Below are 12,520 nucleotides of genomic sequence, written 5' to 3' on the forward strand. Positions count from 1 at the left end.
AGAATCCCGCCGAGACCACAGTCTGTTGTTACACAAATGAATTCGGGGCTCCCGTGCCGGACTATGCCCGACCACAGACGCTGACCGATGCGCTTCGGCTGATGGGCCGGGGCAGGGTGTCTGTCCTTGCCGGGGGGACCGACCTTTATCCGGGGGCGGGCGCTGCATTGGCAGGGGCGGTCGTCGACCTGACGGGCGTTCCCGAGCTTTGCGGACTGCAGACGGGTCACGGCCTGCGGATCGGTGCTGCGACCTCCTGGACCGCGATCGCAGAGGCGGACCTGCCGCCAGCCCTGCGCGCCCTGCAACAGGCCGCGTGGCAGATCGGAGGCCGCCAGATCCAGAACGCGGGGACCATCGGTGGCAATCTCTGCAACGCCTCTCCCGCGGCGGATGGCGTGCCGCCCCTGATGGCCTTGGGCGCAAAGGTGGAGTTGGCCTCGGCTCAGGGGACGCGGCGGCTGGCGCTGGAGGCGTTCCTGCAAGGTCCGCGGCGCACGGCGCTAAGCCCCGGCGAGGTCGTGACCGCGATCCTGATCCCGGAAAGCGGACTGCAGGGCCGGTCGGCCTTCGTCAAGCTTGGGGCGCGGTCACATCTGGTGATCTCGATCGCCATGGTCGCGGCGCGGGTGGTGGTGCAAGCCGGTCGGGTGGTCGATGCGACCGTGGCGGTCGGGGCCTGTTCCCCGGTGGCGGTCCGGCTTCCTGCGGTCGAGGCGGCGCTGCGGGGTGCCACCGTGGCCGAGGCCTTGGACCGGGTTCAGGCGGCGGACGTGACGGTGGCGCTGGCCCCCATAGACGATGTGCGGGCAACGGCCGCCTATCGGCTTGCGGCGGCGACCGAGCTTGTGCGTCGGGCTGTGGCCGGGGCCTTGGCATGATCCGCTTTTCCCTGAATGGCGCGCAGGTCGAAGTGGAGGCTCCACCGACGGAGCGTTTGTCCGACACCCTGCGCGAGAGACTGGGCAAGGTCGGCACGAAGGTCGGCTGCGACGCTGGCGATTGCGGGGCCTGCACCGTCCTTCTGGACGGCGCAGCGGTCTGCGCCTGTCTTACGCCCGCCGCGCGGGTCACTGGCCGAGCCGTCACCACCGTCGAGGGTGAGACGCCCGAGTTGACCCGCCTGCGCGCCAGTTTCCTGGCTCACGGGGCGGCGCAATGCGGCATCTGCACGCCTGGGATGCTTCTGACCGCCGCCGATCTGCTGACGCGCAACGACCGGCCCTCGGAGGCCGAGGTTGAGCAGGCGCTTGGCGGCGTCCTTTGCCGCTGCACCGGCTACCGCAGCATCATCGCGGCGGTGGTGGCGGCGGGGGCAGCGGTGGAGGCCCAGCCGCCGGAGGCACCGGCGGGCGGCATCGGAACCAGTGTCCGCCGTCTGGACGGAGCGGCCAAGGTCGCGGGCGACAGCTTCGGGGCGGACGAATGGCCGGACGGGGCCTTGATCGTAAAGGCCATCCGTTCGCCCCATCCGCATGCCGAATTCGCGATTGGCGACCTTGCAACCTTCCGCGCCCGGCCCGGCGTGGCTGCGGTATTCACCGCATCGGACATCCCCGGCCGCAATGCCTTTTCCGTCATCCCGCCCTATGCCGACCAACCCGCCATCGCCGCCTCGCCCGCCCGCTTCCGGGGGGAATGCGTGGCCCTGGTGGCGTTTGATCCGGGTGTCGACCCGGACCTTTCCGCGTTTCCGATCAGCTGGGTGCCGCTGGCCCCACTGGACCGAACCGAAGCGGCTGAGGTTGGCCCTCCGATCCACCTGAGCCGACCCGGTAACCTTCTGGTCGAAGGCAGGGTGCAAAAGGGGGACGCTGCTGCCGCCCTTACCGCCAGCGCGCATGTTGTCGAAGGCCGCATGACCACCGCCTTCGTCGAACACGCCTACATCGAACCTGAGGCGGGCGCTGCCTGGATGGACGACGACACCCTCGTCATCCGCGCCTGCACCCAGGCCCCCGGCATGGACCGCGAAGATACCGCCGCGATCCTGGGGCTTCCGCTGGAGCGGGTTCGGATCATCCCCTCGGCCACCGGCGGGGGCTTCGGATCGAAGCTCGACATCTCCTTGCAGCCGCTGATCGGGCTGGTCACGCTCAAGACCGGGCGGCCCTGCCGGATGGTCTACAGCCGCCAGGAAAGCATGACCTCCACCACCAAGCGCCACCCGGCCGAGATGTGGGGCCGGATCGGCTGCGACGCGGAAGGCCGGATCACGGGGGTGGAGTTCGAGGGTCGTTTCAACACCGGTGCCTATTCCAGTTGGGGGCCGACCGTGGCGAACCGGGTGCCGGTCCACGTCTCGGGGCCGTACCTGACGCCCGCGATCACCGCCAAGGCCCGCGCCATCCATACCCACGGTCCGGTCTCCGGCGCATTCCGCGGCTTTGGCGTGCCGCAAGGCGCGCTGTGGCAAGAGACGCTCTTCGACCGTCTCGCCGACGCGGCGGGCATCGACCGGCTGGAGTTCCGCTTGCGAAACGCTTTGCGGGACGGTGATGCCTCGGCAACGGGGCAGGTGCTGCGCGCTGTTGGCATCCACGACTGCCTGATTGCGCTCAAACCCCACTGGGCCCGTGCCCTGGCCGAGGCGGCGGGCAGAAAGGGCCGGGGCGTCGGCGTCGCCTCCTGCTGGTACGGCTGCGGCAATACCGCGCTGCCGAACCCCTCGACCATCCGCATTGGGCTGTCGCCCGATGGTCTTGTTGTCCTGCACCAGGGCGCGACCGACATCGGCCAGGGATCGAACACCGTCATTGCCCAGATCGCGGCCGAAGCACTTGGCGTGCCGGTGACCGCTTTCCGCCTTGTCGGACCGGACACGGCGCTGACCCCGGACGCCGGCAAGACCTCTGCCAGCCGGCAGACCTACGTCACGGGCCGCGCGGCCAAAGCCGCGGCCGAAGGTCTGCGCACGGAAATCCTGCGCCGTGCCAATGCGGGAGAGGGAGCGACTCTGGCGCTGGACGCCACGACGCTGACCGTCCGGGACCGGGGGACCACGGCCCGGATCGACCTGGCCACCCTCCTGCCCAACGCCCTGGGTTACGTGCTGAGCGCCGAGGCGACCTACGACCCGCCGACCTCTCCTCTGGACAAGAACGGGCAGGGCGCGCCCTATGCGGTCTACGGCTACGGCGCGCAGATGGTGGAACTGGAGGTGGACCCGGCGCTTGGCACCATCCGCCTGCTGAAGATCACGGCTGCGCATGACGTGGGACGCGCGATCAACCCGATGCTGGTCCGGGGTCAGATCGAGGGCGGTATCGCACAAGGCATCGGCATGGCGCTGATGGAGGAATACCTCCCCGCCCGGACCGAAAACCTGCACGACTACCTGATCCCGACCTTCGGCGATGCGCCGCCCATCGAAAGCCTGCTGATCGAGGTCCCTGATCCCGAAGGTCCCTTCGGTGCCAAGGGATTGGGCGAGCACGTCCTGATCCCGACCGCCCCCGCCATCCTGAACGCGATCCGCCACGCCATCGGGGCCGAGATCACCCGCGTCCCCGCGCTTCCGCACCGGGTGCTGGAGGCGACGCAGGATCTTTCTCCTGGGGCTGCTTCCGACGCCGGCAAGGGGCGTTTCCGATGACCGACGCGCCCGAAAAGATCCGCTGCGATGCCTGCCCGGTGATGTGCTACATCGCGCCGGGGCAGACCGGGGCCTGTGATCGCTATGCCAACGAGGCAGGCCGGATCGTGCGGACCGACCCCGTGGTGATGCTGTCGCATACGGTCGAAGCCGGAGGCCGCGTCGTGCCCTTTGCGGCGCGCGACTGGGACGGAAGCCCGGTTCCGGCGGACGCTTTCGTCACCGGAATCGGCACCGGGACGACCTACCCCGACTACAAGCCCGCGCCCTTCATCGTCTCGTCCCTGGTCGAGGGCGCCGACATGGTCACCGTCGTGACCGAGGCGATCTTCTCCTATTGCGGGGTCAAGGTGAAGATCGACACCGACCGGTTCCTTGGCCCCGAGGGCGCTGTAGTGCGGGTCGAGGGCGAACCGGTTGGCCATGTCACGACCGCCGAATACGGCAGCCAGATGCTGAGCCTTGGCGGGGTGCATCACCTGACCGGCGGCAGCAAGGCCGAGGGCCGGGTGACCTGCGCGGCGATGCTGGCGCTTTGCAACGCCGAGGCCGTGGAAATGACCGTCGACGGGGGGTCCACCGTCGTGGTGCAGGCAGGGGAAGCCCCGGTCGTGGACGGGACCCGAGAGCGTCGGATGCGGGTCGGCTGCGGCTCTGCCACCATCGGGATGTTTGCGGTCCAGTGGCAGGGGCTGGTGGACGAGGTGGTGGTGGTCGACGACCATATCACCGGCGTCGTCAGCGAGCATCAGGCAGGCAAGGTGATCGGCTGGCCGCCGTCGGGTATCCGGATCAAGGGCCACCGCTCGACGCCGGGGCGCTATTTCAAGGTCTCCGAACCGGGGCAAGGCTGGGGCGGAACCCGCCTGACCGACCCGCTGGAGATATTGGGCGAGTGGGACCCCAAGAAGGGCGCGCGGCCGGGCCTGCGGCTCTTGATGGTTTCCACCACGGGCGAGCAGTACGCCTATTACGTCCTGGACCAGAACCTGCGGCCCGTCGCGCAGGAGTTGCCGCAGAACCTGAGGAAGACCGTCGAACTGATTGACGAGAATTGCGAACCGTCGCTCTGCACCGTGCTGTTCGTCGGCGGAGCGGGCGGGTCGCTGCGCGCCGGGGTGGCGAAGAACCCGGTGGGACTTACGCGGTCGGTCCAGGCCGGCGTCACCCGGCTGACCAGCGGCGGGGCCCAGACCTGGGTCTGGCCCGGCGGCGGGATCACCTTCATGGTCGACGTCACGCGTCTGCCCAAGGGCGCCTTCGGCTATGTGCCCACCCCCGCACTGGTCGCACCTCTGGAATTCACGCTTCCACGTATGGAATATCTTGCGATGGGCGGGCATGAGGAGAGCATCCGCACCCTCGACCAGTCGCTCGCCGAGGGTGGTGAGTATCCGACTTCGGCTAGGGTGCAGCCATGGCCGTAAGAGCAACCCGCGTCCAAGGTGCCGTCGCTGCTCTGCTGCCGGGGGGGCGGCTTCATCTTCAGCATGGCCCCATCGACATCATCGCCGAGGCTTTTGGGGAACCCCCCGCAGTTCGCGCCGCCTATGCCCGCGCGGCCAGCCGCTTTTCGACCGTGCTTGAAGACCTGGTTGCCGAGTTGCCCGACCTGCGCGCCGAAGACGCCCCGGTCTCTGGACGGATCGCGCGCCGCATGGCCCTGGCGGTCGCGCCCTTCCGCCCGGTTTTCATCACTCCGATGGCCGCGGTCGCGGGGGCGGTGGCCGACGAGATCGTCATGGCTCTGACCGGGCCGGGGATACGCCGCGCCTATGCCAATAACGGCGGCGACATCGCGTTGTGGCTGGCTTCCGGCGAAAGGCTGACCTGCGCTCTGGCGGCGACGGGTGGGCTGGACCAGGTGACGGTCGGGGCCAGCGACCCGGTCCGTGGAATTGCCACCTCCGGCTGGCGAGGGCGCAGCTTCTCGCTTGGGATCGCGGATGCGGTGACGGTGGTGGCGCGGACGGCGGCCGAGGCGGACGCGGCGGCGACGATGGTGGCCAATGCGGTGAACCTGGACCATCCCGGCATCCTCCGGCGTGCAGCGCGTGAGGTGCAGTGCGACAGCGATCTTGGCGACCGCTTGGTCACGGCCGCGGTGCCGGTTTTGACGCCAGCAGAACGGGCCGCGGCCCTGAGGGCCGGCCTGCAGGCTGCGGAAGACTTCCGGGCGCGCGGATTGATTGAAGGGGCGGCGCTTTTCCTGCAGGGTGAGTGCGGGATGACGGGCGCGCTGGCGCTTGAGAAAGGGAACGCAAGTGGCTGACTTTGCAGTCCGGAAGATCGTCATGCAGCTGGAGGAGATCCGGCACGAGGGCGGGCCCCTGGTGACCCCCCCGCCAGTGCGGGGCGCGATCTATGCGATCTGTGCCAACCCCTTTGCCGGACGCTACGTTCCGGATCTCCAGCCCGCGATGGAGGACCTCAAGCCGTTGGCGCTGGACCTGACCGACCGGCTTGTAGCCCTTCTTGGCGGGCGCGAAGGAATCGACGCCTATGGCAAGGGGGCCATCGTGGGCGAAGGCGGCGAAAGCGAACATGGCGCGCTCTGGCATGTCGCGGGCGGCTATGGGATGCGCGAACGGCTGGGCGAATGCCGCGCCATCGTTCCCAGCGTGATGAAGGTGGGGGGCATGGGCAGCCCGCTGGACCTGCCGCTTGGACATCTGAATGCGGCCTATGTCCGTTCACGCTTCGATGCCATCACGCTGGCCTGCCCGGACGGGCCGCGGGCGAACGAGGTCCTTTTCGCGCTTGGCATGGCGCGCGGGGGCCGGGTCCACAGCCGGATGGGCGGGCTGGAGATCGACCAGGTCAAGGGGGAGGACGGTCTGAGGTGACACGCGCACCAAGATCCTTCGACGGATTTTGTACCAGGGTCTGGAAAGCTTTGGGGGCAGGCGGTCTTGCCTTTCTGCTGGCCCCCGGCCTTGCCTTCGCCTGCGCACTGCCGCCTTCGGTTATCCTGACATTGCCGACCGGCCACTACATCACCGCCGCTGCACTGACCGTCGCGCTGACCGCGATCATGGGCGTCGCCGTCCACCGCCTGCCGGTCATGGCACCGCGCCAGGTCTGGGAGCGGCGCGTCCTGCTGCCTCTGTCGCTGACCTCTTACCTGTCGTTCCTGGCGTTCCTAGGTCTTGTCTTCATCGGCCTTTATGGCGACCGCGACCCGATGCACAATCTGATGACGCTGGTCTTCTGGACCGGGGTCTGGATCGCGGTCCCGCTTGGGTCGATGCTGCTGGGCAACCTCTGGCGGTCGCTCAGTCCCTGGACCGGCCCGGTCCGCATCGCGCGCACGCTGCTTGGCCGCACGGGCAGCATCGGCCTTGCCCGCCTTGGCCACTGGCCCGCGGTCGCCGGTTATGCGGGCTTCGTCTGGTTCCAGATGGTCTCGCTTTATCCCGATGATCCAGCCGTCCTGGCGAAGGTGGCGCTGACCTATTGGGCAGTCATCTTCCTTCTCGCCGTGCTGGAGGGTGAAGACTGGCTGGAAACCGGCGAGTTCCTGACCGTCCTGTTCTCGTTCATCGCCAAGGTCGCACCGCTTTGGCACGTGACCGAGGGACCCAGGACCCGGCTCATGCGCGGCTGGCCGGGGTCCCAGGTCCTGGCCATGCCGCCGCTCTCGGCCTCGGCCGTGGTCTTCGTAAGTCTGGCCCTTGCCGCGCTGACCTTCGACGGGCTGGCCGAGACCTTCTGGTGGCAGGCGCTGATCGGTGAGAACCCGCTGGAGCCGACGGGTCGCAGCGCCGTGATGTGGGTAAACACCGCTGGGCTTCTGGCGATCTGGGTGCTGACGCTGGGCCTGATCCTTGGGGCGATCCTGCTGGGGCGCCGCATTGGTGGCGGCTTCGCCACCGGGCCGGTGATGCTGTCCTTCCTTGCCATCGCGGCGGGCTATCACGCGGCCCACTACCTCGTGATGCTGCTGACCGCCGGGCAGTATACGCTGGCCGCGCTGAACGATCCCCTGATGACCGGGGACAGCTGGCTGGGCCTGCCGCCCTTCTTCGTCTCATTCGGGTTCCTCACGGACCCGCGGGTGATGCCGGTGATCTACGGCCTCCAGTTCGCCGCGATCCTGGGGGCGCATCTCCTGGCAGTGCTGCTGGGACTGAAACTTGCGGGGCAGGGGGCACGTCCCCTTGCCCATCTGCCGATGACGGTCCTCATGGTGGGGTATACCGTCCTGGGTCTATGGCTGCTGTCCACGGCCAGAACCGGATGACCAGAACCGGATGAAACGACTGGACAATCCCGGGGACGTGGCGCCCCAATGACAACCAATGGCCCGACCAGAGGCCGCAACAGTGGAGAGACGGACATGACGAACGGATTGCTTCATCCTACCCGCCGCGGTCTTCTGATGGCCGGGGGCGCAGGGCTTCTGACCGCCGCACTGCCGGGCTATGTCGCGGCGCAGGCAGCGCCCGTCAAGATCGGCTTCCAACTGCATCGGACCGGCATCGGTGCCGCCTATGGCCGCTGGTACGAGCGGACCGCCCAGGCCGCGCTGAAAGCGATCAACGATGCGGGTGGCATCGCTGGTCGCCCGGTGGAGATCCTGTTCGAGGACGATGCCACCGACCCCAAGCGCGGATCGGAAGTGGTGGACAAGCTTACCCAGTCCGATGGCTGCGATCTGGTGATGGGGACGCTGTTCAGCCATGTTGTCATGGGGTCCGCGCCCCGCGCCGGTGAGCTGAAGGTGCCCTACCTCGTCTGTTCCGAGGGCTACCACGTCGCCTCCGGCGCGTTGAACCGCTGGACGCTGCAGCCCGGCATCACCGACGTGCGCGCGCAGATCTCGACGATGGCACCCTGGGTGGCGGCCAACCTTGGCAAGAAGGTGACGATGGTCTTCCCGGACTACGCCTTCGGCCACGACCACCGCGACTTCTTCACCGCCGCGATCCAGGCCCAGGGCGGCGAGGTCGTCGCCCAGATCGCGGTGCCGCCGACGGAAACCAGCTTCACCCGCTACTTCCCGCAGATCCCGGCGGAAACCGAGGTGCTTTATCACGTCATGGTCGGCCCGGCCGTCCTGACCTTCGTCAAGGAACTGGGCGAGTTTTACGGGACCGGCGCAAAGCCAGCGCTCTTCGGCTTCATCGACAGCCTGGAGGCCGTGGACACCGCGACGCCGGGCCTGGAGTTTCTGGAAGGCAGTCACTTCTGGGAGGCCCATCCGCGCGTGAAGGCCGCCGACGCCGGTGAGCACGAGGGCCACTACCGCGCCGCCGTGGGGGTGGACGACAACGGCGCTTCGGTCAGCGATGCGGCGGATGTGTCGACCTACAGCCACATGTTCTCGACCTGGGAGACGCTCTACTTCATCAAGCAGGCGATGGAGGCCTCGGGCTACACCGGCCCGGCTGACCGGCAGAAACTGGTCGAGGCGATGGAGGCGATCACCGATCTGCCCTACGGCATCGAACGGCCGCAGGGTGCCAAGCGCTTCAACGGGAAGACCCACCAGGTCTTCGGGGCGCAGCACATCAGCCAGGTGCAAGGCGGCAAGCTGGTCAAGGTCCATACCACGACCATTGACGAGGGGATGTACGAGGACGCGGTCGACTACACGACGATGTACTTCTGACGATCGCCTTCTGACAATCCCGGGGTGGGCGCATCGCCCACCCTACTTTGCCGCCAGCGCAGGGTGGGCAGTCCGCCCACCTTCCCCATCCACGGACAAGCATGGCCTTCGGACCCTTCCTGCTCCTTGCCCTGATGGAGGGCCTTGTAACTGCCGCCGTGCTGGCGCTGGCAGCCGCCGGGCTAAGCCTGGTCTTCGGCGTCATGCGGGTCGTCAACGTGGCGCATGGCGAGTTCTACATGCTGGGAGCAGTCCTTGCCTGGGCCGTGACCACCATGATCCCCGGCCCGCCTGCGCTGGCCTTCCTCGCCGCCGTCATCATCGCCCCGCTCCTGGTGGCCGCGCTCGCCGCTGCCGCAGATGGGTTGATCCTGAAGCGGCTGAACTACGACCCCGAGGCGACCATCGTGGCCACCATCGGCCTGCTCTACATCCTCCAGCAGGCTGCGCTCTCGCTTTACGGACCCAATGCCAACCCTGTCACCGCCCCCTTCGAGTGGCGCATCCAGCTGCCCTGGTTCGGGTATTCGGGCTACAAGCTGTTCGTCGTCTTCGCGGCCGGAATGGTGCTTCTGGCGCTATGGCTTTTCATGAACCGCACTAAGGCGGGCCTCGTGATGCGCGCCACGCAAGTGGACCGCACCACGGCGCAGGCTTTTGGGATCAACGTCGACCGTGTCTACATGGGCACCTTCGCGCTTGGCGCAGGGCTTGCCGCACTGGCGGGCGTCTTGGTCGTCCCGATCCAGCAGGCGCAATACCTGATGGGTCATGACCCGCTGCTGCTTTCGTTCATCGTGGTGATCATCGGTGGCCTTGGCTCTTTGCGCGGCACGTTGATCGCCGCCCTTGTGATCGGCCTTTCCGACGGCGTGATCTCGATGTTCTTCACGCCGACGCTTGCCAAGATCCTTGCCACGCTTCTGGTCGCGATGGTCCTCGTCTTCCGCCCTCAGGGCCTGTTCGGAGCGAAGGCGTGACGGGGAACAGCAGCAAGGTCTGGATGCTGCACCTGGCACTGCTGGCGGTGTTGTTCTCCGCGCAGTACTGGCTGTCGCCCTACAACGTGACAAACCTGTCCCGGATCATGGTGCTGGCGGTCTTCGCGATGGGCTACAACCTTGCCTTTGGCTACACCGGCCTCCTAAGCCTTGGTCATGCCCTCCTTCTCGGCGCCGGGATGTATGCCGCGGGCCTGCCGGCCCAGCTTTGGGGCTGGAGCGCCGGTCCCGCCTTCATCGCGGGCATCGCCGGAGGCGGCCTTGTTGCCGCAGCGCTCGGCCTTCTGGCGCTGCGCACGGCGGGTGTCAGCTTCATGATCGTCACCCTGATGTTCGCCCAGGCCGGATATCTGACACTGCTCTACTTCGCCCCGGTCACCGGCGGGGATGACGGCTTTGCCGTGGTCGCCACCAGCCGCACCCTCATGGGCTTCGACCTTTCCACCGACACGCCCCGGTTCCTTGCCGCGCTGATGATCTTCGCCGTGGGTCTTCTTGCCAGCCTTGCCCTGGTTCGTTCGCCCTTCGGCAGAACGATGGTCGCCATGCGCGAGAACGAAGAGCGGTCCCGGATGCTTGGTTACAACCCCTTCACCGTGAAGCTTGCTGCGCTTACCATTTCTGGCCTGTACGCCGGGGCCGCGGGGGCCGCCTACGCGATCCTCTTCGGCTATGTCGGTGCCAGCTTCGCCACGATCCAGTATTCCATCCTGCCCATGCTCTACGTGCTTCTGGGCGGGGCGGGGACAACCCTCGGACCCTTCCTGGGCGCGCTTTTGATGTTCGCGCTGATCGAGGCCGCGACGGGCATCACCACCGCGCACCAGTTCATCGTCGGGGCGGCGCTGGTCGTTCTTGTCCTTTTCGCGCCGAAGGGCATCCTGGGCACGATCCGCGAAAGGTGGGTCAGATGGCTGCCCTGATCGAAAGCCGGAACCTTGCGCTGCACTTCGGTGGCCTCAAGGCTGTGGACGGGGTCGACTTCACCCTGCAGCCCGGGGAAATCCACGGTCTCATCGGCCCGAACGGCGCTGGCAAGACGACCTTCGTCAGCCTTCTTTCCGGTCGCCGTCTGCCGCAGTCGGGAACCATCCATCTGGCAGGAGAGGACATCACCCGACTTCCCGCCCACCTCCGGGTCCGCAGGGGCATTGCCTATACCTTCCAGATCACCTCGATCTTCCCGCGCCTTTCGGTCTTCGACAACGTGGCATTGGCCGTCCAGTCGCAGGGCGTATCGGACCTGTCCGGGAAGACCCTCGCCGCCCTGGCGCGCGTGGGGCTTGAGGGGCTGGAGGAGCAGGAGGCACAGACCCTGTCTTACGGCCACCAGCGGCTTCTGGAACTGGCGATGGGGCTGGCCCTGAACCCGAAGCTTCTGATCCTGGACGAGCCGACCCAGGGCCTGGCCGCCAGCGAGATCCAAGGCTTCAAGGACCTGGTCCGCAGCCTGGTCCCCGCGACCACCGTCCTTCTGATCGAACACAACATGGAGGTGGTGATGGACCTCGCCACCCGGATCACGGTGCTGACCTTTGGCCGCGTTCTCGCCTCGGGGACCCCTGCCGAGATTCGGGCCAACCCGTCTGTCCAGGAGGCCTATCTTGGCGCTTGACGTTCAGGGTCTGACCGCAGGCTACGGGCCGGTCACCGTACTTCGCGGGGTCGATTTCCGGGCCGAGCCGGGGCGGATCACCTGCCTGATGGGTCGGAACGGCGTGGGAAAATCCACGTTCCTCAAAGCCTTGATGGGACTTCTTCCAGCGACGGCCGGGACCATCTCCCTTAACGGCCAGCCGCTGCACGGCCTGCCCGCACATCAGGTGCCAAGGTGCGGCTTGGCGTTCGTTCCGCAGGGCCGCCGCCTGTTCGGCCCACTTACCGTGGCCGAGAACCTTGCCGTCGGTGGCCTGGTCCGTCGCAACGACCCCGCGCGGCTGGACGAGGTGCTGACTCTGTTTCCCCGGCTCCGCGACCGCCTTGGCCAGGTCGCTGGCACCCTGTCGGGTGGTGAACAGCAGATGCTCGCCATTGCCCGCGCGCTGTGCCTTGAGCCCAAGGTCCTGCTTCTGGATGAGCCGACCGAGGGGCTGCAACCTTCGATCATCGCCCTCATTCAGGACGCGATTGTCACGCTGAAGGGCCAGGGCGTGGCGGTCGTACTGGTGGAGCAGCGCGTGGATTCAGTGCTGAAACTGGCAGATCGGGTGGCGTTCATGGTCGCGGGCCGGATCGCCGAGACGCGGGATGCGGCGGGACTTGTGGCCGGCGATCCAGCGTTCCGGACCTATGTGGGGGTGTGAATGACGC

At 67.5% G+C, this 12,520-nt stretch carries 11 protein-coding genes; all 11 read left to right on the forward strand.

Features of this window, described 5'->3' with window-relative positions; translation table 11 throughout:
• Positions 1-53 precede the first annotated feature (53 nt).
• Complete coding sequence (locus Q0C42_RS14325; RefSeq protein ID WP_295077171.1) at positions 54-881, forward strand: FAD binding domain-containing protein; 828 nt, start codon at positions 54-56, stop codon at positions 879-881.
• Positions 878-3,595 carry a molybdopterin cofactor-binding domain-containing protein gene (locus Q0C42_RS14330; protein ID WP_295077175.1) on the forward strand — a complete coding sequence of 906 codons (2,718 nt, stop codon included), beginning with the start codon at positions 878-880 and terminating at the stop codon, positions 3,593-3,595. The genes Q0C42_RS14325 and Q0C42_RS14330 overlap by 4 nt, the downstream gene beginning before the upstream one ends.
• Complete coding sequence (locus tag Q0C42_RS14335; protein ID WP_295077178.1) at positions 3,592-5,022, forward strand: 6-hydroxynicotinate reductase; 1,431 nt, start codon at positions 3,592-3,594, stop codon at positions 5,020-5,022. Before Q0C42_RS14330 ends, Q0C42_RS14335 begins: the two co-directional genes overlap by 4 nt.
• Entirely contained in the window at positions 5,013-5,867 is an 855-nt protein-coding gene (locus Q0C42_RS14340) for a UPF0280 family protein (protein ID WP_295077181.1), read from the forward strand. Before Q0C42_RS14335 ends, Q0C42_RS14340 begins: the two co-directional genes overlap by 10 nt.
• Positions 5,860-6,441: an amino acid synthesis family protein gene (locus tag Q0C42_RS14345; RefSeq protein WP_295077184.1), complete on the forward strand. Its 582-nt coding sequence runs from the start codon at positions 5,860-5,862 to the stop codon at positions 6,439-6,441. The genes Q0C42_RS14340 and Q0C42_RS14345 overlap by 8 nt, the downstream gene beginning before the upstream one ends.
• On the forward strand, positions 6,438-7,838 hold the full coding sequence (locus Q0C42_RS14350) for a hypothetical protein (RefSeq protein ID WP_295077187.1): 1,401 nt from the start codon (positions 6,438-6,440) through the stop codon (positions 7,836-7,838). Before Q0C42_RS14345 ends, Q0C42_RS14350 begins: the two co-directional genes overlap by 4 nt.
• A gap of 96 nt (positions 7,839-7,934) precedes the next feature.
• Positions 7,935-9,209 carry an ABC transporter substrate-binding protein gene (locus Q0C42_RS14355; protein WP_295077189.1) on the forward strand — a complete coding sequence of 425 codons (1,275 nt, stop codon included), beginning with the start codon at positions 7,935-7,937 and terminating at the stop codon, positions 9,207-9,209.
• 101 nt (positions 9,210-9,310) lie between these two features.
• On the forward strand, positions 9,311-10,189 hold the full coding sequence (locus tag Q0C42_RS14360; protein ID WP_295077192.1) for a branched-chain amino acid ABC transporter permease: 879 nt from the start codon (positions 9,311-9,313) through the stop codon (positions 10,187-10,189).
• A gap of 23 nt (positions 10,190-10,212) precedes the next feature.
• A complete protein-coding gene (locus Q0C42_RS14365) occupies positions 10,213-11,133 on the forward strand; it encodes a branched-chain amino acid ABC transporter permease (protein WP_295077774.1) in 921 nt (306 codons plus the stop codon).
• On the forward strand, positions 11,121-11,825 hold the full coding sequence (locus Q0C42_RS14370) for an ABC transporter ATP-binding protein (RefSeq protein ID WP_295077195.1): 705 nt from the start codon (positions 11,121-11,123) through the stop codon (positions 11,823-11,825). Before Q0C42_RS14365 ends, Q0C42_RS14370 begins: the two co-directional genes overlap by 13 nt.
• Positions 11,815-12,513 (forward strand): ABC transporter ATP-binding protein, encoded by a 699-nt coding sequence (locus tag Q0C42_RS14375; protein WP_295077198.1) that lies wholly within the window; start codon positions 11,815-11,817, stop codon positions 12,511-12,513. The genes Q0C42_RS14370 and Q0C42_RS14375 overlap by 11 nt, the downstream gene beginning before the upstream one ends.
• Positions 12,514-12,520: the final 7 nt, after the last annotated feature.

This window comes from Tabrizicola sp. (assembly GCF_022842145.1).
In the GTDB taxonomy this organism is placed as follows: Bacteria; Pseudomonadota; Alphaproteobacteria; order Rhodobacterales; family Rhodobacteraceae; genus Tabrizicola.